Below are 22,977 nucleotides of genomic sequence, written 5' to 3' on the forward strand. Positions count from 1 at the left end.
TCGGTCGGCGAGTGTGAGTGGCGTCGGAACGGAAACCTTGGAGGAACCCCATGAAGCGCAGTCTCGCCATCACCGCCGTCGCCGTGACCGCAGTCCTCGCCGGAGGGACGGCGCTGGCGTTCGCCGGTGACGACGGCCGCGAGCGTGAAGGGGCGGCGCAGCCGGTCCGGGTGGCCGCCGCCGCGCAGGAGCAGCCGACGGTGATCACCACCACCACGAACCTCACCGCCGCCCAGGCCATCGACGCGGCCCTCAAGTCCCGCCCCGGCACAGTCCTTTCGGCGGACCTCGACACGGACGACGACGACGCCTCCGGCCGGGGCTGGGACATCGAGATCCTCGGCACGGACAGGACCACGTACGACGTCCTCGTCGACCCGGCCACCGGCAAGATCCTCTCGACCCGCGTCGACACCGACAACGACGACAACCGCACCCCCACCGGCCTCACCGCCCGCCAGGCCGCCGAAGCCGCCGCCCCCAAGGGCACGGTCCTCTCCATCGACGTCGACGACGACCGCCCCGGCCTCTGGGAGATCGAGACCCGCGACGCCCAGGGTCTGGAGCGCGACTGGACGGTGAACGCGGCGAACGGGACGGTCTCGGCGGACCGGGACAACTGAGAACGGGGCGATGGGGAGGGCGAAGCCGGGCGGCGGTGGGCCGGGGCAGCCTGGACGAAAGCGCCGGTATGAGCGGGGCCGAGGAGCCGGGCGGGGTGTGGGCGTCCCGGACCGGCCCCGACGCCACGCGGCTCGCCCCGGGGCAGCACCGGACCGGACCGACTCCGCCGACGGCGAGACCCGCCCCGGGGGCACCGGGCGGAACGGACCGGGAGGACCGAGGACGGGCACGAGAGGCTGCGCGGAGTGCGGGTGGGGTACCAGGCCGGGCCAGGCGTCACCCCCACCCCCTCGGGCCCGGCACCGTCGTCGCTGCGGAGCCGTCGCCGCTGGACAGGGCGGCTCGCAGCTCCGGGGTGATCGTGGCGGACCGAGCGGGGTGAGAGGGCGGCACGGCGTTCAGCACCGCCCCGATGGTCCCGTCCGCCTCCGCCCGGACCCACTCAACGCCCCCGCCCCGGCCCCTGCGGCCCCGCCCTATCGCCTCCCCCATCCCCCCTCCGCCCAAGCCCCGCCCACCCCGGTCACCAGCGCCACCAAGCCCGCCGCTGCGAAGCAGACGCTCAGAGGGGCCCTCGACAGGAGGAGGCCCGTGGCTGCCGCGCCCGCTGAACTGCCCGCGTTCATCGCCGTGTTGATCCAGGCGGTGGATCGGGTGCGGGTGGCGGGGGAGGCCGTTTCGTCGGCTATGAGGTAGGCCGTGGTGAGGACGGGGCTGATGAAGGCGCCGGCGAGGGTGAGGAGGGCTGTCAGGGTGAGGAGGTCGGGGGCCGCGCCGGCCGCGGTCAGGAGGAGGCCGAGGGCTGCCGCCAGGCGGGGGAGGCGGGTTCGGGCGGGGGTCCGCCAGTCGACCGCGCCGTTCAGGAGACCGCCCGCCGCGCTGCCCGCGGAGAGCGCCGCGAGGGTCCAGGCCGCCGCGCCGGGGGCGTGGCCGTGCTGGCGGGCGAACGCGGTGACCAGGAGGTCGGCCGCGCTGAGGGCGAGACCGGCGGCGGTGGCTGTCGCGAGGGGGATCAGGAGGGGGCGTCGGGGGGAGGTGCGGTACGCCGTCGCGGGTACCGGCGCGCTGTGTGCGGGGCGAGCCTCATCGTCGTACGCCACCCCCTTCCCGAACCCCCGCACCCCCGGCGACCGCACGAACCCCCACGTCCCCACCGCCATCACGCCCGCGCTCGCCAGGACGCCCACCACCGGTGAGGCGATCCCGACGAGGACCCCCACGAGGACGGGGCCGGTGACGAAGAGGAGTTCCTCGGCGACGCTGTCGAGGCTGTAGGCGCGTTGCAACAGGGGTTTGTCGGGGGACAGTTGGGACCAGACCGCGCGCATGGTGGGGCCGAGGGGCGGGGCGCAGGCGCCGGTGAGGGCGATGAGGGCGCACAGGAGGAGCGGGGGCGGGGAGGGGCGGACGGCGGTGAGGGCGAACGCGGTCAGGAGGGCCGCGTACAGCAGCGCCATCGGCGGGAGCGCGCGGCGCGGCCCGTACCGGTCGACCAGTCCGGCCCGCAGCGGCGTGAGGACGACGACCGTCCCGCCGAAGACGGCCATGACGACACCGGCGGTCGCGTACGAACCGGTCGCGTCGACCGTCGTGAGGAGGACGGAGAGGGAGACGAGGCCGTAGGAGAGGCGGGCCAGGAGGGCGGAGACGAAGGTGCGCAGGGCGTACGGGAGCCGGAGCACGGCCGCGTAGGACGACATGCGGGAGTTCCTCGGGGAGACGTGGGTGAGGGGACGCCGAAGGACGCGGTCGCCGGGGACCGCGTGGGCGTCTCGCTACACACAGGGGAGGAACATGACGTCAACGTAACAGCGGGCCCGCCGAGTTGACCAGCACTTATCCCTCACGCTCCCCCGCCGGACCGACCGGCCCCGCCGGCCCCAGCCTCCGCCCTCTCCGCCCCCGCCTACCTCTCCGTGATCCCCGCCACCAGCTCGTCCGCCGCCCGGTACGGGTCCAGCGCCCCCGACACCACCTTCTCCGCCAGCGCCCCCACCCGCCGGTCCCCCCGCAGATCCCCGATCCGTTCCCGCAGGGCCGTGACCGCGATCATCTCGATCTCGTGGGCGGCCCGGGCGCGCCGGCGGTCGGTCAGGACGCCGCGTTCCGTCATCCACAGCCGGTGTTTCTCCAGCGCCTCGACGACCTCGTCGACCCCCTCGCCCCGGGAGGCGACGGTCTTGACGATCGGCGGGCGCCAGTCGCCCGGCGCCCGGGACTCGCCGAGCCCGAGCATGTGGTTCAGCTCACGGGCGGTCGCGTCGGCGCCGTCGCGGTCGGCCTTGTTGACGACGTAGACGTCGCCGATCTCCAGGATTCCCGCCTTGGCGGCCTGGATGCCGTCCCCCATGCCGGGGGCCAGCAGCACCACGCTCGTGTCGGCCTGGGCGGCGATCTCCACCTCCGACTGCCCGACCCCGACCGTCTCGACGAGGACGACGTCGCAGCCGGCCGCGTCGAGGACCCGGATCGCCTGCGGGGCGGCCCAGGCGAGCCCCCCGAGGTGCCCCCGGGTCGCCATCGAGCGGATGTAGACGCCGGGGTCGGAGGAGTGGTCGGACATCCGGACCCGGTCCCCGAGGAGCGCTCCGCCGGAGAACGGCGAGGACGGGTCGACGGCGAGGACACCGACCCGTCGGCCCTGCCGCCGGTACGCCCCGACGAGCGCGGACGTGGACGTCGACTTGCCGACCCCCGGGGAGCCGGTGAGGCCGACGACGTACGCGCCGCCGGTCAGCGGGGCCAGTTCCGCCATCACCTCTCTGAGCTGCGGGGACGCCCCCTCGACCAGGGAGATGAGGCGGGCCACGGCACGCGGCCTGCCCTCTCTGGCCTGGGCGATCAGGGAGGGGACGTCCTGCATCACGACTCCGATCAACCGGTCCGGTGAGCTGATGATCCGACGGTCAGATCATCGCCGTAAAACACGCACTCATGCCTTCGGCACCCGCACGATCAGCGCGTCGCCCTGACCGCCGCCCCCGCAGAGCGCGGCGGCGCCCACCCCGCCGCCCCGGCGCTTCAGCTCCAGCGCGAGGTGCAGGACGAGCCGCGCCCCGGACATCCCGATCGGGTGCCCGAGCGCGATGGCGCCGCCGTTGACGTTCACCTTTTCCGGCGACACTCCCAGATCCTTCATGGACTGCACGGCGACGGCGGCGAACGCCTCGTTGATCTCGATCAGGTCGAGGTCGGCGACGCCCAGCCCCTCCTTGCCCAGCGCGTGCTGGATCGCGTTGGACGGCTGGGACTGGAGCGAGTTGTCGGGTCCGGCGACGTTCCCGTGGGCCCCGATCTCGGCGATCCAGTCCAGCCCGAGCGCCTCGGCCTTCGCCTTGCTCATGACGACGACGGCGGCGGCCCCGTCGGAGATCTGCGAGGCCGATCCGGCGGTGATGGTGCCGTCCTTGGTGAACGCGGGCCGCAGCTTGCCGAGGGACTCGGCGGTCGTCTCGGCGCGGATGCCCTCGTCCTGGCTGAACAGGATCGGGTCGCCCTTGCGCTGCGGGATCTCGACCGGCGTGATCTCGGCCTCGAACAGCCCGTTCTTCTGCGCGGCGGCGGCCCGCTGGTGGGAGAGCGCGGCGATCTCGTCCTGCTCCTCGCGCTTCAGGCCGAGCCGGGTGTTGTGCTTCTCCGTCGACTCGCCCATCGCGATGCCCTCGAAGGCGTCGGTGAGGCCGTCGTACGCCATCGCGTCGAGCATCTGGATCGCGCCGTACTTGTAGCCCTCGCGGGACTTGGGCAGCAGGTGGGGGGCGTTGGTCATGGACTCCTGGCCGCCGGCGACGACGACGTCGAACTCGCCGGCGCGGATCAGCTGGTCGGCGAGCGCGATCGCGTCGAGGCCGGATAGGCAGACCTTGTTGATCGTGAGGGCCGGGACGTTCATCGGGATGCCGGCCTTGACGGCGGCCTGGCGGGCCGGGATCTGGCCGGCGCCGGCCTGGAGGACCTGGCCCATGATCACGTACTGGACCTGGTCGCCGGAGATCCCGGCGCGGTCGAGGGCCGCCTTGATCGCGAAGCCGCCGAGGTCGGCCCCGGAGAAGGACTTGAGGGAGCCGAGGAGGCGCCCCATGGGAGTACGCGCGCCTGCGACGATCACCGATGTGGTCATGAGCTGCGATCCCCTTACCGGCCCCGCACGGGCCGAGGAATGTGAACGAGGGTTTACCGACAAAGTACTGAGGAGTAGGTCACTGCGTCACCCGGCCGTCGATGTGATCGCCCGCACGTTGCACAACCACCCTTTCAGCGCTCCACTGAACCCATGCTGACGCGAATCGACCACATCGGGATCGCCTGCCACGACCTCGACGCGACCGTCGAGTTCTACCGCGCGACCTACGGTTTCGAGGTCTTCCACACCGAGGTCAACGAGGAGCAGGGCGTGCGCGAGGCCATGCTCAAGATCAACGATACGTCGGACGGCGGAGCCTCGTATCTGCAACTGCTGGAGCCGATCCGGCCGGATTCCACGGTCGCGAAGTGGCTCGACAAGAACGGCGAGGGCGTCCACCACATCGCCTTCGGCACGGCGGACGTCGACGCCGACTCGGAGGCCGTCCGCGACAAGGGCGTACGGGTCCTCTACGAAGAGCCCCGGCGCGGTTCCATGGGGTCACGGATCACCTTTCTGCACCCCAAGGATTGCCACGGTGTCCTCACAGAACTCGTCACATCGGCCCCTGTTGAGTCCGACGAGCACTGACCCACGTACATAAGGGCCGGTAGGGTTGGGGGCGGTTGCCCGCCGCAGGGTGGGGCAACCGGACCCGTCCGTCCATGCTGGCGTCGTCCGCCTCGCGGCGTTCGGTGCGTGCGATCGCAAGGCGCCGAGAGGTCCTCGTAGCGGAGCTACTAGGGCCTGTCGGCAACGCGGCGAGCGTGCGTGCCGGGCGTCGCGAGGCAGGCGCCGGCATGGACGGACGGGTCGCCGGGGTCCGGGTTTCGGGGGTGCGGAAGGCGGACGGGAGTCCGCGGTCCGCCGATGATCTGACACCATTCCCCGGGGGTTCCCGTCCGGCGGATGGCCGGGAGCTCGTTGGACAAGCTTGCGACCAGGGGACGGATGGGACCGCGCAGTGCGGGGCTACGAGAGCCAGGAGCGAGAGCCGGCGGCTGACGTCGACCACCTCACTCGGTTCGAAGCCGAGATGAAACGGCTGAAGACCGAGCGGGAAAAGGCGATCCAGCACGCCGAGGACCTCGGCTACCAGGTCGAGGTGCTGCGCGCCAAGCTGCACGAGGCGCGGCGCACCATCATGACCCGGCCCGCCTTCGACGGCGGCGACATCGGCTACCAGGCCGACCAGCTGCTGCGCAATGCGCAGATGCAGGCCGACCAGTTGCGCCAGGACGCCGAGCGCGAGCTGAGCCAGGCGCGGGCGCAGACCCAGCGCATCCTCCAGGAGCACGCGGAGAACGCGGCCCGGCTCCAGGCGGAGCTGCACCAGGAGGCCGTCACCCGGCGCCAGCAGCTCGACCAGGAGCTGGCGGAGCGCCGCCAGACCGTCGAGTCGCACGTCAACGAGAACGTCGCCTGGGCCGAGCAGCTGCGCGCCCGTTCGGAGGCGCAGGCCCGCCGGCTGATGGACGAGTCGCGGGGCGAGGCCGAGCAGTCCCTCGCGGCGGCCCGCGCCGAGGCGGAGCGCCTGACGAACGAGGCCCGCCAGCGCCTCACGAGCGACGCCGAGGCGGCCCGCACGGAGGCCGAGCAGATCGTGCTGCGGGCCCGCACGGACGCGGAGCGCCTGCTGAACGCGGCGGGCGCGCAGGCCCAGGAGGCCACGGACCACGCGGAGCAGCTGCGTACGTCGACGGCGTCCGAGTCGGACTCGGCCCGTCGGCAGGCCGGTGAGCTGTCGCGCGCCGCCGAGCAGCGGATGGCGGACGCCGAGGAGGCGCTGCGCAAGGCGCAGGCCGAGGCGGAGAAGCTTCTCGCCGAGGCCCAGACCGCCGCCGAGAAGGCCCTCTCCAGCGCCGAGTCCGCGAACGAGCAGCGCACCCGCACCGCCAAGGAGCAGGTGGCCCGGCTGGTCACGGAGGCGACGAAGGAGGCCGAGGCCACCCGGTCGGACGCCGAGCAGGTCGTCGCGGATGCCCGTGCCGAGGCCGAGAAGATCGTCGCGGAAGCCTCCGAGAAGGCCCGCACGATCACCGCCGAGGAGAGCGCCACCCAGCTGTCGAAGGCCGCGAAGACGGCCGAGGACGTGCTGAACAAAGCGCAGGAGGACGCCCGGGGGACGATCACGGCCGCCGCCGAGGAGGCCGAGCGGGTCCGTTCGGAGGCCGAGGCGGAGGCGGACCGGCTGCGTGCCGAGGCGCACGACATCGCCGAGGAGCTCAAGGGCTCCGCGAAGGACGACACGAAGGAGTACCGCGCCAAGACCGTCGAGCTCCAGGAGGAGGCGCGGCGGCTGCGCGGCGAGGCCGAGCAGCTCAGGTCCGAGGCGGTCGCCGAGGGCGAGAAGATCCGCGCGGAGGCCCGTAAGGAGGCCGTCCAGCAGATCGAGGAGGCCGCGAAGAGCGCCGAGGAGCTGCTGTCCAAGGCGAAGGCCGACGCGGACGAGCTGCGCCAGAAGGCGACGACGGACAGCGAGAAGGTCCGCACCGAGGCCATCGAGCGGGCGACGTCGCTGCGCCGGCAGGCCGAGGAGACCCTGGAGCGCACCCGCGCGGAGGCCGAGCGCCAGCGGGACGAGGCGGTCGGTCTCGCGGAGACGATCACCGCGAACGCGGAGGACGCGGCGCGGGAGCTGCGGGAGGACGCCGAACGCGCCATAGCGGCCCGGCAGACCGAGGCGGCCGACGAGCTGACCCGGCTGCACACCGAGGCGGAGACCCGCCTCGCCTCCGCCGAGCAGGCCCTCACGGACGCCCGCGAGGAGGCGGCGCGTATCCGCCGCGAGACCTCCGAGGAGAACGACCGGCTGCGCGCGGAGTCCGCCGAGCGGGTCCGTACGCTCCAGCAGCAGGCCGCCGACGAGGCGGACCGGCTCCGTACCGAGGCCGCCGCCGACGCGTCCGCGTCCCGCGCGGAGGGCGAGTCCATCGCCATCCGGCTGCGGTCGGACGCCGCCGCCGAGGCGGAGCGCCTCAAGTCGGAGGCCCAGGACACCGCGAACCGGGTCCGCGCCGAGGCGCAGGCCGCCGCCGAGCGGCTCGCCGAGGAGGCGTCGGACGCGCTGGCCGCCGCGCAGGACGAGGCCGTACGGCGCCGGCGTGAGGCCGAGGAGACGCTCGGCGCGGCCCGTTCGGAGGCCGACCAGGAGCGGGAGCGGGCCCGCGAGCAGAGCGAGGAGCTCCTCGCGTCGGCGCGCAAGCGGGTCGAGGACGCGCAGACCGAGGCGGTCCGGCTGGTCGAGGAGGCGGACCGGCGGGCCTCGGAGATGGTCGCCGCCGCCGAGCAGCACGCCCAGCAGGTGCGGGACTCGGTGGCCGGGCTGCACGAACAGGCGCAGGAGGAGATCACCGGGCTGCGCTCCGCCGCCGAGCACGTCGCGGACCGTACCCGCCGCGAGGCCGAGGAGGAGGCGGACCGGGTCCGCGCCGACGCCTACGCGGAGCGGGAGCGGGCCGCCGAGGACGCCTCACGGGTGCGTCAGCAGTCGCGGGACGAGTCGGAGGCCGCGCAGGCGCTGGCCGAGCGGACGGTCGGCGAGGCGATCGCGGAGGCCGAGCGGCTGCGCTCGGAGGTCTCGGCGCACGCCCAGCGGGTGCGCACGGAAGCCTCGGACACCATCGCGCAGGCCGACCAGGACGCGACCCGGACCCGGGCGGAGGCCCGCGAGGACGCGAACCGGATGCGGTCGGACGCGGCGACGCAGGCCGACACCCTCATCACCGAGGCGCGCGGCGAGGCGGAGCGGCTCCAGTCGGAGACCCTCGCGGAGGCGGAGCGGCTCCAGATGGAGACGGCCGCCGAGGTCGACCGGGTGCGCGGCGACGCCCACGCGGACGCGGAGCGGATGCGGGCCGAGGCGTCGGAGACGGTCGGTTCGGCCCAGCAGCACGCGGAGCGGATGCGGGCGGAGTCGGCGCGCCAGCGCGCGGACGCGGAGACGGAGGCCGAACGGCTCGTCAACTCCGCGCGTGAGGAAGCCGACCGGACGATGGACGAGGTCCGCCGGGAGGCCAACAAGCGGCGTTCCGAGGCGGCCGAGCAGGTCGACACGCTCATCACGGAGACGACCGCCGAGGTCGACAAGCTGCTGACGGAGGCGCAGGAGCAGGCGCTGAAGACGACCGCGGACGCGGAGGAGCGGGCCGACTCGATGGTCGGCGCGGCCCGCGCGGAGGCCGAGCGGCTGATCGGTGAGGCGACCGTCGAGGGCAACTCCCGGGTGGAGCGGGCCCGTACGGACGCGGACGAGCTGCTGGTGGGCGCCCGCCGGGACGCGACGGCGATAAGGGAGCGCGCGCAGGAGCTGCGCGACCGGATCACGTCCGAGATCGAAGAGTTGCACGACCGTGCCCGGCGCGAGTCCGCGGAGACGATGAAGGCGACCGGCGACCGCTGCGACGCGCTCATCACGGCCGCCGAGGAGCAGCTCAACAAGGCCCAGGCGAAGGCGAAGGAGCTGGTGTCGGAGGCCAACTCCGAGGCCGGAAAGGTCCGGATCGCCGCGGTCAAGAAGGCGGAGGGCCTGCTCAAGGAGGCCGAGCTGAAGAAGGCTCAGCTGGTGCGCGAGGCCGAGGAGTTGAAGGCCGAGGCGATCCGCGAGGCGATGCGCAGCGTCGAGGAGGGCAAGCGCGAGCTGGAGGTGCTGGTCCGGCGGCGCGAGGACATCCAGGCGGAAATCTCCCGTGTCCAGGACGTCCTTGAGGCGTTGGAGTCTTTCGAGGCCCCGTCGTCCGCGAAGGACGGGGGCGTCAAGGCGGGAGCGGCGGTAGGGTCCCCTCGTTCGGGTGGTAAGTCCACGGAGAGCTGACGGAGTGTGCAGCTTCGGAGGAAATCCGGTGGATTTGACCGGTTGACAGCAGGAGGTTGGAGAACTTTGCCCCACTCTCCGATAAATCGGCTGCCGACCGGCCACTCAAAAGGGGTGTCATTCTCCAGATCAAACACGCATCCGCTCGATGACACACCGCCTCGGCCCCTAGGATTCCACCTATCACCTCACCGGTCTCATTCGACAGGAACCCCATGAGCGACACTTCCCCCTACGGCTTCGAGCTTGTGCGGCGTGGGTACGACCGCGCTCAGGTGGACGAACGCATCTCGAAGCTCGTCTCCGACCGCGACAGCGCTCTGGCCCGGATCACCGCGCTTGAGAAGCGCATCGAGGAACTCCACCTCGAAACGCAGAACGCGCAGGCGCAGGTGTCGGACGCCGAGCCGTCCTACGCCGGTCTCGGTGCCCGCGTCGAGAAGATCCTGCGCCTCGCCGAGGAAGAGGCGAAGGACCTGCGCGAGGAGGCCCGCCGCGCGGCCGAGCAGCACCGCGAGCTCGCCGAGTCGGCGGCCCAGCAGGTCCGCAACGACGCGGAGTCGTTCGCCGCGGAGCGCAAGGCCAAGTCCGAGGACGAGGGCGTCCGGATCGTCGAGAAGGCCAAGTCCGACGCCTCTCAGCTGCGTTCCGAGGCCCAGAAGGACGCGCAGTCCAAGCGTGAGGAGGCCGACGCGCTCTTCGAGGAGACCCGCGCGAAGGCCGCGCAGGCCGCCGCCGACTTCGAGACGAACCTCGCGAAGCGGCGTGAGCAGTCGGAGCGTGACCTCGCGGCGCGTCAGCAGAAGGCGGAGAAGCGTCTCGCCGAGATCGAGCACCGCGCCGAGCAGCTTCGTCTCGAGGCCGAGAAGCTGCGCACCGACGCGGAGCGCCGGGCCCGGCAGACGGTCGAGACGGCTCAGCGGCAGTCCGAGGACATCGTCGCCGACGCCAACGCCAAGGCGGACCGCATCCGTTCGGAGTCGGAGCGCGAGCTGGCGGCGCTCACGAACCGCCGCGACTCGATCAACGCGCAGCTGACGAACGTCCGCGAGATGCTGGCGACGCTCACGGGTGCCGCGGTCGCCGCCGCGAGCGCGCCGGTCGTCGACGACGAGCCGATCTCCCGCGGGGTTCCGGCCCAGCAGTCCCGGTAGTTCCGGGGTTCGTTCTTGTCGCACATCGCCTGAGGGGCGGTGGGACTCGTGGTCCTGCCGCCCTTCAGGCTTGTGCGCGTACGGGGTACAGCACGCTCACCGCGCACGCGAGGACCGTGAACCCGGTGGCCCACGCGAACGCGTACGGGAAGCCGTGGGTGAGGAGGCCGGCGAGGACGGCCGTGCCGAAGGAGCCGCCGAGCTGCTGGACGATGCGGACGATCGTGCTGGCGTGGGGGACGCGGTCGGCGGGCACGTCCGCGTAGGCGCCGACCATCACGGCGATGTTGACGGCGCTCATGCCGAGCCCGCGCAGGAGGAGGGCCGCCGCGAGCAGGGGGGTCGGGGGGTCGGCGAGGGTGAAGGGGAGGGTCGTGACGGCCGTCAGGAGCAGGCCGGTGACCATCATGGGGCGGGGGCCGAGGCGGTCCGCGAGGGGCCCGGTGACCCGTGCGAGGAGGCTGCCCACACCCTGCGGCGCCATCAGCAGGCCCGCCGCCAGCACGCCCGCGCCGCGCTGCTGCTGGTAGTAGAGGGGCAGCAGGAACATCCCGCCGTACAGCGTGAGCCCGTTGAGGAACATCAGGGCCGCCGACACCGTCAGCGAACGGTTGCGCAACAGCCGTAGATCCACGAGGGGTTGCTCCCGGCGCAGCGCGTGCCGGACGAAGACCGCGAGGAGTACGACGCCGGCGGGCAGCGCGGCGGCTCGCGCGGCCCCGCCCTGGGAGAGGCCGTAGACGAGCGCGGCGAGGGCCGGGGAGAGGAGCAGGAGCCCGGTGACGTCCAGGGTGTGTCCCGGGGAGGTCTCCTGGCGGGGCAGCGTCCGCCGGGCGAGGGCCAGGGCGAGCAGGCAGACCGGCAGGTTGACGTAGAAGATCCAGCGCCAGCTGAGGTGGTCGACGATGAGCGCGCCCACGACGGGACCGAGGATCGGCCCGACCAGCGCGGGCAGGCTGACGACGGCCATGAGCCGCCCCACGTTCTTCCCGCCGGACGCCCTGAGGATCACCGTCTGGAGCACGGGCAGCAGCAGCCCGCCGCCGATCCCCTGGACGACCCGGAACGCGACCAGCGACCAGATGTCCCAGGCGAGTCCGCACAGCACGGACCCCGCGAGGAACAGCGTGAGCGCCCCCAGCCAGACCTTCCGCGCGCCGATCCGCTCCACGGCCCACCCACTCACCGGGACGACCGTCGCGAGGGCCAGCAGGTACGCCGTGCTGACCCACTGGACGGCCGCCGTGGACACGCCCAGGTCCCGGCCCAGCGTGTGGATCGCGACGGCGACGATCGTGCTGTCGAGGAGGGGGGCGAGGGCGCCCAGGACGAGGACGGCGGCGAGTTTCAGTACGGCGGGGTCGAGCCGCTCGGCTCTGTCCTGCACGACGGTGTCCGGCACAGCGCCCCCTGGCGTCAGCTTTAGAGACGCAACGTCTCCTCTCCCGACGATAGGCTGGCCCCGTTAAGAGACGCAAGGTCTCCTGAGGAGCGCCCATGGAACCCACCCGCCGCCGGGGCGCCGCCCTGGAGTCCGACCTCCTCGACGCCGCCTGGACCGAACTCCAGGCCGTCGGCTACCCCCACCTGACAATGGAGGGCGTCGCGGCCCGAGCCCGCACGGGCAAACAGGTCCTCTACCGCCGCTGGAACAACCGCGCGGAACTCGTCGTCGCCGCCCTCCGCCACCGCAGCGGCTCGATCATCGACCACGTCCCCGACACCGGCTCCCTCCGCGAGGACGTCCTCACCCTCCTGCGCGTCACCCTGTCCCGCCAACGGGAGATCGGCCAGGACGTCTTCCGCGGCCTCCTCGCGGAGGTCGCCGACATGGACCCGCACTTCTCGGAGGCGATGCGGACGGTCCTGACGACACTCCTCACGCAGGCCGCCGCCCGGGGCGAGATCCCCACCGCCGACCTCCCGCGACGGGTCATCAGTCTGCCGGTCGACCTGTTGCGGTACGACATGCTGGTGAGCCTGGAGGGGGTGACGGAGCCGGACCTGACGGCGATCGTGGACGACGTGTTCCTGCCGCTGGTCCTCAGGAGCTGACCGCGTTCCCCACCGTCGTCAACACCCGCTCGTACAGCGCTCGTTTCGCCTGCTCCTCGGCCCTCCCCCACAACGCCCTGCTGCCGGGAGGGAGTTGCAGCGGCGGGTGGAGTGCGCCGGAGGCCGGGGCGGTCAGGGGCCGGCCGAGGGACAGGTCCGCCCAGACGACCTTGCCGCCCGCCCGGGAGGGGTCGACTCCCCAGGTCTCGACCACGGCGTCGACCAGGAGGAGGCCGCGTCCGCCTTCCGCGTCGGATTCGGGACGCTTGCGTACAGGGAGGATGTCGGCCCTGGCGTCCCAGACCTCTACGTACAAGTTGCTCGCAACAACGCAGAGTTGGACGCCGATCACTCCGTGCGGGTCGTTCGTCGCCTTGACGGCGTTCGTGACCAGTTCACTCATGACCAGGCCCGCCGTGTCCGTGTGGTCGTCGAGATCCCAGACCTTGAGGGTGTGCCGGACGACGAGGCGGGAGACGGAGACGGCGAGGGGTGCGGCGACGAGGCGGGCCGAGGTGACCAGGAGGGGGACGGTCACGTGTCCTCACCCTCGCCTTCCGTCGCGATCCAGACCTGTCCGCCGATGCTCTGGGCGAGCAACTCCCGGGAGAGGAAGGCGAGTCCGGGGAGGCGGTTGAGGTGGAGGCCGCTCGGTACGACGACCCGCCGGACGCCGTGCCGCAGGCAGTACCGGGTCATCGTCCCCAGGGTGGAGGTGCGGCCGGGTTCCCTCTCGACGAACACCATCGTCAGGACGAGGCCCTTGAGGTCGGCGAAGTCCCGCAGGGTACGGACGAGTTGGCGGACGGCCTCGTCGTCGACGCCGTCGAGTCGGCGCAGGTAGCCGACGATCACGTCACCGTCCATCGGGCGGCTCCCCAGAGGTGACGGCGAGATGGGCCCAGACGGTCTTGCCGATGACGTTGCGCTCGACACCCCAGGCGTCGGTGAGGGCGGCGACAAGGTGGAGACCCCGGCCGGCGTCCTCGTCGCCACGGAGGGGAGGGGTGAGGCGGGGGGTGCCGGTGGCGGCGTCGCGGACTTCGACGCGGAGGTGGTTGCCGTCGAGGTGGTAGGCCACGGCGACGTGGCTGCCGCGCATGGCACTGCCGTGGATGACAGCGTTGGTGACGAGTTCGCCGACCACCCATTCAAGAGGGTCACTGATCTGAGGTAAGCCCCACTCCAGCGAGAGGGAACGCGCCTTGCCGCGAGCGATGGACACGGACGGGCGAATCCTCCGGTACCACACCTGAAACAACTTGACTTCAGCCATAGTTGGTCCCCTTACGCGGACACTGTCGTAACGAGCACGGTACGCTAGGTAGTCAGCGAACTGTCAAGTCATCATTTTGGTGAGTCACCAAAACTAGTTGCTCGTAGTGCGAGGTGGACGGCACACTTGGCCTGCGAGAAGAAGCAGGAAGGCGGCTCAACCTGTGCCCAACAAGCCCAACCCGACGTTCCGTCAGAGGCGACTCGCCCGCACGCTCCGAGGACTGCGGACCGCTGCGGGGCTGACACACGCCGACGCCGCCAAGGTGCTGGGGTCGGCGGAGTCCAAGATCGGACGCATCGAGAACTACCAGTCCGGCATCCGGCTCCCCGACTTGCGCGCCTTGCTGGACGCCTACAACGTCACCAACCCGACCGAACGCGCCGCCCTGGAGAAGCTGGCCCGCGAGGCCAAGCAGAAGGGCTGGTGGAATCAGCACACGGACGTGATCGAACCGGCCTACGCGACGTACGCCGCCGTCGAGTCCGACGCCTCGGAGATCTACAACGTCGAGACCAGCATGGTGCCCGGCCTCCTCCAGATCCCGGACTACACCGAGGCCCTCATCAGGCTCCAGGCTCCCGAAGCCACCGAGGAAGAGATCAAAACGGGCATCGAGGTCCGACGAGAGCGCAGGAACATCCTGACCAGGGACAATCCGCTGCGCCTCTGGGGGATCATCACCGAGAGCGTGCTCTACCACCAGGTCGCCGATCCCGAAGTCATGCGCGCCCAGCTCGAATCCCTGATCGACGCCAGCAGGAAACAGAACATCGAGCTTCAGGTCCTGCCGCGCGAAGACCCCCTCAGCGCCTGCCTGGTGGGCCCGTTCGTCATCATGAGTTTCCCCGGACTGGTGGAGAGCGACCTCGCCTACACCGAGGCGGCGACCACCAGCCTGTTCCACGAGGAGGAGAAGGACGTACAGGCGTACACCACACTCTTCCGACGGCTGAATGTGGCCGCCGCGAACGTCAGCAAGTCCCGGGCGCTCATCCAGGACGCCATCAACCACATGAAGGATCGATGAAGCCAGACATACAGCCCGCGACCGCTGCCCTGATATGGAGCAAGTCCTCGTACTCCGGTCACAACGACAACTGCGTGGAGACAGCCATCCTCCCCGACGGCACCCACGCCCTCCGCGACAGCAAAACCCCCACCGGCCCGAACCTCACCTTCCCCCCCTCCCCCTGGGCCACCTTCCTCCGCACCCTCTGACCACCCCGGTCGCCGACACCCGAGCAACCACACTCCCCGTCGGCGACCACCCAAAGGAAGCCGTGACCGAAGAGCTCCCCGACTGGACGACGCCGCCCCGGCTGACTGGCTGGGAGGCCGATGACCTCGATCACTTGCCCGAGGCGCCGAAGCACATCGAACTCATCGACGGGGCGCTGATCTTCAGGTTGCTGCCGCAGCAGCAGTGGTGTTCGCGGGTCACCTCGGAGATGGCCTCCGCTCTGGTGCAGGCCGCTCCCGCCGGGCTCACTGTCGTACGGCAGATGACCGTCCGCCTCGACAAGCAGAGCCGCACCGAGCCCGACATCCTCGTCACCACCGCTCCCTGCGAACGCGACCGCACCTGGTTCGCCCCTGAGGACGTCCCGCTGATCGTCGAGGTCGCCTCGCCGGAGTCGGCGGCTCGTGACCGGTCCATCAAGCCGTTCAAGTATGCGCAGGCCGGTATCCCGAACTTCTGGCGCATCGAGGAAGAAGGGGAGGGCGAGTTCGTCGTCCACGTCTACGAACTCGACACCGTGACCAACGCCTACGTCCCCACCGGCATTCACCGCGAGCGGCTGAAGGTCTCCGTCCCCTTTCCGCTGGACATCGACCTCGCAGCCCTCGCGTACTGAACTGGCCTGTGTTCAGGCCCGTTTGAAGAACTCCACCTCTGCCAGCGCCAGTTGGCGGCCCTGGGTGAGGCCGGAGGGGGTGTTCAGGGTCAGGGTGACGGTTTTGACGTCGCTGAAGGCTGTGGTGAAGGTCTGGGGGCCGGGTTTGTCGTCGAGGGTGAGCTTTTTGGTGTGCTTCTCGCCGGAGGGGGTGGTCACTTCGAGGGTGAACTCCAGGGCTCGGGCCTGGGCGTTGTACTCCTTGGGGGCCACGCCCGCGCCGTTGGTGATGATCGTGGTGACCAGGCGGAAGGGGGCGCGGAAGGTGTAGGTGATGGTGGAACCCGGGGTGGTGCCCCAGTAGTTGTTGCGGATGCCGTCCGAGGTGTTGGTCGGGGGGTGGTCGGCGTTCTGGGTGGACGCCTTGATCTCCACCGGGGTGATCGCCTGGGCCTTGCCGAGCTTGTCCCTGGTGTCCTCGAAGAGGGCGCGGCCCGCCGGGAGGAAGAAGAAGCCCGCGGCGCAGAGCGCGAGGAGGACGGCGAGGATCACGAGGAAGCGGGTCAGCCGGCCGGAGCTGGCGCGGACCCGTCGGTTGAACGGCCACACCGTCCGCCACCACGGGAGCGGAGCCGCGCTCTCGGTGACGGTCAGCGGGGCCGCACAGCGCCGGCAGAAGCGGCGGCCCGGGGGGTTGGGGGTGCCGCAGACGGGACACGGCGGGCCGGTGATCTCGTCCGCGACCGGGACGGGGCGGACCGTGGGGCGGGGGGTGGCCGCTTTCGCGGGGAGGACGGGTTGGATGGGGGCGGGGGTTTCGGGGGCGGGTGCGGTGGGGGGTCGGGGGGGTGGGGTGCTGAGGGTGGGGCGTATGGGGGCTGGGGGTTGGGTGGGGGGTTGCGGCTGCGGCTGCGGCTGCGGCTGCGGCTGCGTGGAGGCTGGGGGTTGGGTGGGAGGCTGCGGCTGCGTGGAGGGCGGGGGTTGGGTGGGTTGTGGGGGTGCCGAGGGGGTGGGGGGCGCAGGCGTCGGCGGGGTGGAGGGGGGTTCCTCGGGCGCGGGCGGCTGCTGTGGCGGCTGGTTCCGGGTGCGGGAGGTCAGGCGGGCGCGGAGGGAGGAGGTGCGGGGGGTGGGGGGTTCCGCCGGGGGCGGGGGTGACTGTGGGGGTGGGGTCGGCTCCGTCGTGCTCGGTACGGGGCTCTCCGCTGCCGGGGTGCCCGCAGCGGGCGTGCCGGAAGTGGGCGTGCCCGAACCTGGCGTGCTCGAAGCGGACGGCTCCTGCCGCGAGGCCGGTTCCGCAGTGGGGGCTTCCGCAGCGGACGGGGCCGGGGGCGCCGGCTCCGCCACAGCCGGTCCGCTCGGCACTGGTCCACTCGGCGCCGGCGCGCTCGACACCGTCGTATCGGCAGCAGCCGTACGTGAACCGGCCGAGCCCGAACCCGCCGTATCCGAACCCGCCATCCCCGAACCGGAGTCACCCGAACCGGAGTTCACCGTGCCGGACGTCTCCGGAACGGCCCTGTCCGGAGCGGAGGTCTGCGAGGCGGCCACCTCAGAAGCAGCCCCCTCCGAAGCAGCCGTCTCCGGGGCAGCCACCCCCGACGCGGCCACCTCAGAAGCAGGCGCCCCCGAAGCAGACGTCCCCGACACAGGCGCCACCGCCGCGGCCGTCTCCGGAGCAACTGCCCCCGAATCAGCCGCCCCTGGCCCACCGGCCTCCGGAACAGCCGTTTCCGGGACGGCCGTTTCCGGGAAGGCCGTTGACGGTTCCGGGCGGACCGGTCGCCCCGCGCTCTCCGACCACCCCAAATACGTCCCGCAGTTGCCGCAGAAGTCATCTGTCGGCCCGTTGGACGCCCCGCATGCGGGACACGCACGCATGGCGTCACCTCCCTTCGTCGGTGGATGGGCCGGGGAGGATCTCGACCCGGCAGAGGGTGTGGACGGGACACATGGCGCGGACGATCGCGTGGACGCGGGCGGGGTCGACGGGGGCGTCCCCGTCGGGGTGGACCGTGACCAGGGGGCCCGTGTCGGACGAGGCGGGCGGGAGGGGGGTGCCCGGCGTCGAGGACCAGGCCGCTCCCCCGTCCCCGGTGACCTCCGCGTGGACGCCGAGGGCGAGGCGCAGTGCCTCGGTGAGACCTCGTCGGGTGCCCCGCCACCGGTGCAGTTCGACCGCGCGGGCGACCGCCTCCCGCCGGAGTTCGACGGGCCAGCGGGGGTCGGACCCGGCGCCCACCCAGGACGCCAGCCAGTCGACGAAGTCGGCGGGGGCGACGCGTGGATCGAGGTACGCGGCCAGGTTGTCGAGGGTCGCGAAGACGGGTGCCAGGACGGTGTCGAGCCCGGCGGTGAAGCGTTGCGCGAAGTCGTCGTCGGCGTAGAGCGCGGGCAGTTGCTCCCCGATGGGGTACCTGCTGGAGAGGCCGGGGACGGCGGCACGGGTCATGTCCGCGCCTCCGCCGGGGCAACTGACGTACTGGACAGGCTGGTTGGGATGCTCATCCGCCGATCCCCAGTTCCGTGACGACCACTTGGTGCTGGTACGAGAACACCAGCGCCCCCGGACCGACGTCGATCCGGTCGGTCGGGGTGCCCCGGCGGCCGGTGATCGGGTCGGCCGCGAACAGCCGGACGTCCTCCACCAGCACGTTGCCGGTGGCCTGTTGGAGGACGCCGAAGATCTCGCCGTACTGGACGGGCCGGCCGAAGGGCCAACCGGTGCCGTCGGGGCCGCCGTCGAGGGGGTTGAGGTAGCGGAAGAGGGCGTCGAGGGCCGTTTCGCGGACGCGGTCCACCTCGGACGCCGGCGCAGCGAACCGGGCCACCACGGTCACGCCCTGGTACACGGGGGGTTCGACCATCAACCGCGTCCCGATCAGGCGCCGTTCGTCGAGCGTGCGGGTGATCGCCGTCAACACCTGCTCGGACGGGATGAGTTGCTCGAAGCGCAGCCGGTCGTCCCCCTCGTCGGAGACGGCGTCGGGCACGACGAGGACGCGTACGGCGCCGGGTTCGTCCCCGGCGGGCAGGCAGCGGACCCGGCGGACGGAGGGCGCGGCCTGGCGGGCGAGGATCTCGTAGTCCTCGGCGGTGACGGCGCGTTCCTGCATGCGCAGGGCCTGCGGGGCGCGGAGCCGGGCGTTGTCGAGGGTCTCCCCCGCGACCCCGCCGAGCGCGGCCTCCCGGTTGCCGACACTGGCGACGTACGGAACGGAGCTGCGCAGCACGGAGATCGCGCCCCGCGCCACGTTCCCCGCCGGGCCGCCGCCGGTGCGGTAGCGGGCGACCCGGATCTGTGCCCCCTTGGGCGGTACGGCGCCGCACTGCCGCAGTGTGCCGTCCTGTTCCCGCAGGACCGGCGGGAACGTGAACTCCCCTGTGGTGGCGTCGACTCGGACGTGCCGGTCGTCGGGCCCGGACCGTCCGAAGTGGTCGACGACCTCCCAGCGCCGCCAGCCCTCGGCGGAGGACACCTCGACCTCGGGCGGGCCGCCGTCGAGGAGGACCGGGGGCCGGGCTAGCCGGAACGACTGCCCGGCGACGCCTTCGGACACCCCGAGCGGCACGTCGAGGACGGTCTCGGCGTGTTCGACGGACATCGTGCCGCCGATGGTGAAGACCGTCGCCTCGCGGACGGTCGGCGACTCGGAGTAGAACGGCTGTCCCGGCTCGGCCTCGGTGACCCGGCACCGCAGCCAGCCGGCCCGGGTCCCGCCGACGACGGACGCGGTGTGTCCGGCGGGGACATGGAGGACGACCTCGCCGGGCCGGTTGAGCCCGCCGGTCGTGTCGGAGCCGGTCTGGCACTCCTGCCAGCGCGCCCCGTCCCACGCCTCCCACACCAGCGGGGGCTGGCGCGGGTCGACGCCGATGCCCTCGACGCGGCTGTCCAGATTGACGGCGACTATGCAGCGGGGCACGGCCGTCGGCAGACCGAAGAGGAGCGCGTCGCCCGGTTCCGGTGTCGCCTGGAAGGCGGGGACGTCGCCGCCGTCGGCGAGGGTGCGGGTCCGGTCGGTCTGCTCGCCGGTCCTGGGCGCGGTGACGAGCCGGACCAACTCGCTGGGGACGATGCGGAGTTCGTCGACGGTCGCGAAGACGACCTCGTCGTCGCCCTCGCCGCCGGCGGTGGTCACCTCGGTGCCCGGGGGCAGGGTGACCGTGTCGGGCTGGGGGGCCGAGAGCCAGAAGTCGACCTCGGCGCCGGCCGCCGTCGGCGGGAAGAGGCGGATGTCCAACAGGTCGAGGAACGCGGTGTAGTTCTTGTCCGGGACCCGGTTCAGCCGGTACAGCAGCTGGTCGACGAGGTAGGCGAACGTCTCGATGAGGGTGACGCCCGGGTCGGAGACGTTGTGGTCGGTCCACTCGGGCGCGCGCTGCTGGACGTACCGCTTCGCCTCGTCGACGAGTTGCTGGAAACGCCGGTCGTCCAGGTTCGGGGAGGGGAGGGCCATCAGTCGGCGACCATTTCCTCGGCCCCCTCCTCGGAGGGGATCGTGTAGAAGGGGAAGACCAGGTTGCGCCGGTCGTTGGTGGAGCGCACGGTGTAGTGCACGTCGATGTAGAGGGTGCCGGCCTCGACGGCGTCGTACGCGACGACGACCTCGTCGACGGCGATGCGCGGCTCCCAGCGTTCCAGGGCCTCGCGGACCTGCTGGGCGATCCGGCCGGCGGTCGCGCCGTCGCCGGGGGCGAAGACGTACTCGTGGATGCCGCAGCCGAACTCGGGGCGCATCGGCCGCTCGCCGGGGGCGGTGCCGAGGACGAGCCGGATGGCCTCCTCGATCTCCCGGTCCTTCTCGACCATGGCGATGCCGCCGGTGGGGCCGACCCGGAGGGGGAAGGCCCAACCCCGGCCGATGAAACGCTCGTTCACCGACGGCCGCCTCTCGTAGGCCCGTTCATCAACGGCCCCTTTCCTCAGGCGTGTTCATCACATGCCTCCGATCAGCACGTTCATCGCCCCCGTCAGGATCGACGCCCCGCACGCCGTCTTGTCGCGGGCCTTCGCGGCGGGCAGCCCGCCGATGAGGACGATTCCGGAGGTGAGACCGGCCGGGTTCGGGATGATGACGTTGGCCGGGCCGAGGGCGAGGTGCGGCGGCATCGCGCAGGTGTGGAGGCTGCCGACGACAGCTGCCGGACGGCCGCCGATGAGGACGGTCAGCACGGACGCCGCGGCGCCGGGCGGCGGTGTGGCGATCACCCCGCCGTGGTCGGTGGGGTCACCGGTACGAGCTGCGGCCGGCATGGGACTCTCCTTAAGTACGCGCGGTGCGGCGTCAGTTGATCCGGATCATCTTGGCCCTGAGGACACCGAGCAGCCCGCCGTCCACGGTCGCGCGGGCCTTGGCCTTGATGTTCACGTTCTGGCCGTTGATGTTCATGTTCGTGCCGTCGAGGTTCACGGTCCGCCCGGACACGTTCACGTCCCCCCGCCCCGCGTCGAGGGTGATCCCCTTCTTGTCGAGGACGACGGACGTCAGCGTCTGCTTCCCGTTCGCGTACACGGTCAGTTCGATACGGTCGCGCCGGTCGTCGAGGAAGACTTCGAGCCGCTCGTCGGCGGTCCGCAGCCGCACCCCGGAGGGGCCGGGGGCCCGCGCGTCGAGGAGTTCGACCCGGTGCCCCGAACGGGACACCACGGAACGGCGGTTGACCTTGCCGCTGGTCTTGTCGATGAGCGGGACGTCGTGCGGGGAGGGCTGGTCCACGCCGTTGTAGAGGCCGCCGATGACGTACGGGCTGTCCAGCAGGCCCTGTTCGAAGCCGACGAGCACCTCGTCGTTGACCTCGGGGCTCACGACACCCCCGCCGCCCTTGCCGCCCCACTGCACGGTCCGCACCCAGTCGGTGACGTAAGTGTCGTCCAGCCAGGGGAACTTGAGCCGTACGGCACCGCGCTCGCCGCCCGCCGGGTCACGGACGTCGGTGACGACACCGATCGCGAGCCCCGGCATCCGGGGGCCCCGGGAGGGCGCGTTGGCGCCGGTGACCAGGCCGGTGACGGACCGGTCGGGGCTGGCGCTGACCCACAGCCGCGTCCGGTAGCCGCCGTGCGGTTCGAGGACGTGCTGGACGGCCGTCGCCGTGTACTTGCCGGAGAACGCCTGCCCGACATTGCCGAGCGCGACCGGTTTACCGGCCCGCAGCAGCGGGTTGCCCTCGGCGAGGACCTCCAACTCGGCGAACCCGGCGCTGACTTGGTCGGCGACCGCGTCGGCGACGGCGTTCGTCTCGGCGAGCGTGCGGTAGGGCGTGTCGGTGACCGTCAGCTTGGACGCGCCGAACCGGGCGGCGAACTGCGGTGCCAGACCCGGCACCACGGTGTCGCTGACGACCGACGGCTTGGGGGACTTGAGGGGTTTCTTGTTGGTGACGTCCCACCCCCGCACCTCCACCTGGGAGGCGCCGTCGGCGGCCGACAGGGAGGCGTTCAGCGCGATCAGGTTGCGGCCGTACTCCAGGACCAGCGGGTTGCGGACGGCCGAAGTCGACGGCGAGGGCGCGCCGGACGCCTTCTTCGGCTTGGTGAACTGGAGCAACCCCTTGTCGTCCACCCGGACTTGGGCACCGCTCTCGCCGGCCAGGAACTGGAGGAAGTCCCAGTCGGAGACGTTCGCCTGGGAGAGCTGCTGGTAGGTGATCGGGGCGGCCTCGACGGTCCCGACGGCAAGTCCCGCCCCGGCGGCGACCTTTCGCACGATCGCGGAGGCGGTCATGTTCCGGAAGGCGACGACCTTGCGGCCCCGCTGGAGGCGGTGCGCCTTGGAATAGGCGCGCACGACGGTGAAGGAGCCGGTGCGGTCCCGGTCGATCTCCAGGGCCGTCACCTCGCCGTTGAACAGCCGCTCGCGGGCCTGCCCGGAGACGGTGACGACGGAGACGCGCAGCGGGGTGCCGATGGTGATGCCGGTCGCGGCGAGGAACTCGTGGTCGGGGTCGCGGAAGGTGATGACGGCGGCGTCCGGCAGCCCCACGTTCTCGTCGACGACACAACTCACCACCTGCGCGGCCCAGATGGGCGGCAGTTCGCCGGGGGTCTCGATGACGGGGTCGGCCGCGAAGGCCCGCCCCCCACGCTCAGCCAC

Annotated in this window: 21 protein-coding genes; 8 read left to right on the top strand and 13 right to left on the bottom strand. The window is 72.0% G+C overall.

What is annotated here, in order from left to right:
• Positions 1-50 precede the first annotated feature (50 nt).
• Positions 51-623, top strand: coding sequence for a PepSY domain-containing protein (locus ABZX85_RS01455; protein WP_355861458.1), 573 nt, complete (start codon positions 51-53; stop codon positions 621-623).
• Positions 624-1,100: 477 nt separating this feature from the next.
• Here ABZX85_RS01455 and ABZX85_RS01460 read toward each other — a convergent pair whose 3' ends face one another.
• The 3 genes from ABZX85_RS01460 to ABZX85_RS01470 form a co-directional block, all read right to left on the bottom strand.
• Positions 1,101-2,324, bottom strand: a complete 1,224-nt coding sequence (locus ABZX85_RS01460) for an MFS transporter (RefSeq protein WP_355861460.1) — start codon at positions 2,322-2,324, stop codon at positions 1,101-1,103.
• A gap of 206 nt (positions 2,325-2,530) precedes the next feature.
• Positions 2,531-3,487: a methylmalonyl Co-A mutase-associated GTPase MeaB gene (gene meaB, locus ABZX85_RS01465; RefSeq protein WP_355861462.1), complete on the bottom strand. Its 957-nt coding sequence runs from the start codon at positions 3,485-3,487 to the stop codon at positions 2,531-2,533.
• A gap of 69 nt (positions 3,488-3,556) precedes the next feature.
• A complete protein-coding gene (locus ABZX85_RS01470; RefSeq protein ID WP_355861464.1) occupies positions 3,557-4,744 on the bottom strand; it encodes an acetyl-CoA C-acetyltransferase in 1,188 nt (395 codons plus the stop codon).
• A gap of 153 nt (positions 4,745-4,897) precedes the next feature.
• On the opposite strand from ABZX85_RS01470, the gene mce reads away from it, so the two are divergent.
• The 3 genes from mce to ABZX85_RS01485 all read left to right on the top strand — a co-directional run bounded on the left by mce (position 4,898) and on the right by ABZX85_RS01485 (position 10,714).
• Positions 4,898-5,338 (top strand): methylmalonyl-CoA epimerase, encoded by a 441-nt coding sequence (mce, locus tag ABZX85_RS01475; protein WP_075825645.1) that lies wholly within the window; start codon positions 4,898-4,900, stop codon positions 5,336-5,338.
• 373 nt (positions 5,339-5,711) lie between these two features.
• The gene (gene scy / locus ABZX85_RS01480) at positions 5,712-9,560 is read left to right on the top strand and encodes a polarized growth protein Scy (RefSeq protein ID WP_355861466.1); all 3,849 of its coding nucleotides are present in this window, start codon (positions 5,712-5,714) and stop codon (positions 9,558-9,560) included.
• A 215-nt stretch (positions 9,561-9,775) separates the two neighbouring features.
• The gene (locus ABZX85_RS01485) at positions 9,776-10,714 is read left to right on the top strand and encodes a cellulose-binding protein (protein ID WP_355861468.1); all 939 of its coding nucleotides are present in this window, start codon (positions 9,776-9,778) and stop codon (positions 10,712-10,714) included.
• A gap of 64 nt (positions 10,715-10,778) precedes the next feature.
• Here the strand turns inward: ABZX85_RS01485 and ABZX85_RS01490 are convergent, their stop codons facing one another.
• Positions 10,779-12,116, bottom strand: a complete 1,338-nt coding sequence (locus tag ABZX85_RS01490; protein WP_355861470.1) for an MDR family MFS transporter — start codon at positions 12,114-12,116, stop codon at positions 10,779-10,781.
• Between the two features lie 95 nt (positions 12,117-12,211).
• Here ABZX85_RS01490 and ABZX85_RS01495 point away from each other — a divergent pair, with 95 nt between their 5' ends.
• The gene (locus tag ABZX85_RS01495) at positions 12,212-12,769 is read left to right on the top strand and encodes a TetR/AcrR family transcriptional regulator (RefSeq protein WP_355861472.1); all 558 of its coding nucleotides are present in this window, start codon (positions 12,212-12,214) and stop codon (positions 12,767-12,769) included.
• On the opposite strand, the gene ABZX85_RS01500 is transcribed toward ABZX85_RS01495, so the two are convergent.
• From ABZX85_RS01500 to ABZX85_RS01510, 3 genes are read right to left on the bottom strand one after another with little or no spacing between them, the layout of a single operon-like run.
• Complete coding sequence (locus ABZX85_RS01500) at positions 12,759-13,307, bottom strand: ATP-binding protein (protein ID WP_355861474.1); 549 nt, start codon at positions 13,305-13,307, stop codon at positions 12,759-12,761. The genes ABZX85_RS01495 and ABZX85_RS01500 overlap by 11 nt on opposite strands.
• The gene (locus ABZX85_RS01505; protein WP_355861476.1) at positions 13,304-13,636 is read right to left on the bottom strand and encodes a hypothetical protein; all 333 of its coding nucleotides are present in this window, start codon (positions 13,634-13,636) and stop codon (positions 13,304-13,306) included. The genes ABZX85_RS01500 and ABZX85_RS01505 overlap by 4 nt, the downstream gene beginning before the upstream one ends.
• Complete coding sequence (locus ABZX85_RS01510; protein ID WP_355861478.1) at positions 13,626-13,994, bottom strand: ATP-binding protein; 369 nt, start codon at positions 13,992-13,994, stop codon at positions 13,626-13,628. Before ABZX85_RS01510 ends, ABZX85_RS01505 begins: the two co-directional genes overlap by 11 nt.
• 214 nt (positions 13,995-14,208) lie before the next feature.
• On the opposite strand from ABZX85_RS01510, the gene ABZX85_RS01515 reads away from it, so the two are divergent.
• The 3 genes from ABZX85_RS01515 (at position 14,209) to ABZX85_RS01525 (ending at position 15,904) form a co-directional block, all read left to right on the top strand.
• A complete protein-coding gene (locus ABZX85_RS01515; RefSeq protein WP_355861480.1) occupies positions 14,209-15,075 on the top strand; it encodes a helix-turn-helix transcriptional regulator in 867 nt (288 codons plus the stop codon).
• Positions 15,072-15,266, top strand: coding sequence for a DUF397 domain-containing protein (locus tag ABZX85_RS01520; RefSeq protein WP_355861482.1), 195 nt, complete (start codon positions 15,072-15,074; stop codon positions 15,264-15,266). Before ABZX85_RS01515 ends, ABZX85_RS01520 begins: the two co-directional genes overlap by 4 nt.
• Before the next feature lie 62 nt (positions 15,267-15,328).
• Positions 15,329-15,904 carry a Uma2 family endonuclease gene (locus ABZX85_RS01525; RefSeq protein ID WP_355861484.1) on the top strand — a complete coding sequence of 192 codons (576 nt, stop codon included), beginning with the start codon at positions 15,329-15,331 and terminating at the stop codon, positions 15,902-15,904.
• Positions 15,905-15,916: 12 nt separating this feature from the next.
• Here the strand turns inward: ABZX85_RS01525 and ABZX85_RS01530 are convergent, their stop codons facing one another.
• The 6 genes from ABZX85_RS01530 to ABZX85_RS01555 form a co-directional block, all read right to left on the bottom strand.
• Entirely contained in the window at positions 15,917-16,492 is a 576-nt protein-coding gene (locus ABZX85_RS01530; protein WP_355861486.1) for a zinc ribbon domain-containing protein, read from the bottom strand.
• 1,273 nt (positions 16,493-17,765) lie between these two features.
• Positions 17,766-18,332, bottom strand: coding sequence for a phage tail protein (locus ABZX85_RS01535; RefSeq protein ID WP_355861487.1), 567 nt, complete (start codon positions 18,330-18,332; stop codon positions 17,766-17,768).
• Between the two features lie 52 nt (positions 18,333-18,384).
• Positions 18,385-20,340 (bottom strand): putative baseplate assembly protein, encoded by a 1,956-nt coding sequence (locus tag ABZX85_RS01540; RefSeq protein WP_355861489.1) that lies wholly within the window; start codon positions 20,338-20,340, stop codon positions 18,385-18,387.
• Complete coding sequence (locus ABZX85_RS01545) at positions 20,340-20,762, bottom strand: GPW/gp25 family protein (protein ID WP_355861491.1); 423 nt, start codon at positions 20,760-20,762, stop codon at positions 20,340-20,342. The genes ABZX85_RS01540 and ABZX85_RS01545 overlap by 1 nt, the downstream gene beginning before the upstream one ends.
• A 57-nt stretch (positions 20,763-20,819) precedes the next feature.
• Positions 20,820-21,137 (bottom strand): PAAR domain-containing protein, encoded by a 318-nt coding sequence (locus ABZX85_RS01550; protein WP_355861493.1) that lies wholly within the window; start codon positions 21,135-21,137, stop codon positions 20,820-20,822.
• A gap of 31 nt (positions 21,138-21,168) precedes the next feature.
• The gene (locus ABZX85_RS01555) at positions 21,169-22,977 is read right to left on the bottom strand and encodes a VgrG-related protein (protein WP_355861495.1); all 1,809 of its coding nucleotides are present in this window, start codon (positions 22,975-22,977) and stop codon (positions 21,169-21,171) included.

This window comes from Streptomyces sp. NPDC004539 (assembly GCF_040610055.1).
Lineage (GTDB): Bacteria > Actinomycetota > Actinomycetes > Streptomycetales > Streptomycetaceae > Streptomyces.

Coding starts and splice junctions, on each gene's coding strand:
- ABZX85_RS01485 (WP_355861468.1), top strand. CDS start 9,776: ATGAGCGACACTTCCCCCTACGGCTTCGAGCTTGTGCGGCGTGGGTAC.
- mce (WP_075825645.1), top strand. CDS start 4,898: ATGCTGACGCGAATCGACCACATCGGGATCGCCTGCCACGACCTCGAC.
- ABZX85_RS01535 (WP_355861487.1), bottom strand. CDS start 18,332: ATGACCCGTGCCGCCGTCCCCGGCCTCTCCAGCAGGTACCCCATCGGG.
- ABZX85_RS01455 (WP_355861458.1), top strand. CDS start 51: ATGAAGCGCAGTCTCGCCATCACCGCCGTCGCCGTGACCGCAGTCCTC.
- ABZX85_RS01505 (WP_355861476.1), bottom strand. CDS start 13,636: ATGGACGGTGACGTGATCGTCGGCTACCTGCGCCGACTCGACGGCGTC.
- ABZX85_RS01460 (WP_355861460.1), bottom strand. CDS start 2,324: ATGTCGTCCTACGCGGCCGTGCTCCGGCTCCCGTACGCCCTGCGCACC.
- ABZX85_RS01550 (WP_355861493.1), bottom strand. CDS start 21,137: ATGCCGGCCGCAGCTCGTACCGGTGACCCCACCGACCACGGCGGGGTG.
- ABZX85_RS01470 (WP_355861464.1), bottom strand. CDS start 4,744: ATGACCACATCGGTGATCGTCGCAGGCGCGCGTACTCCCATGGGGCGC.
- meaB (WP_355861462.1), bottom strand. CDS start 3,487: ATGCAGGACGTCCCCTCCCTGATCGCCCAGGCCAGAGAGGGCAGGCCG.
- ABZX85_RS01495 (WP_355861472.1), top strand. CDS start 12,212: ATGGAACCCACCCGCCGCCGGGGCGCCGCCCTGGAGTCCGACCTCCTC.
- ABZX85_RS01520 (WP_355861482.1), top strand. CDS start 15,072: ATGAAGCCAGACATACAGCCCGCGACCGCTGCCCTGATATGGAGCAAG.
- ABZX85_RS01540 (WP_355861489.1), bottom strand. CDS start 20,340: ATGGCCCTCCCCTCCCCGAACCTGGACGACCGGCGTTTCCAGCAACTC.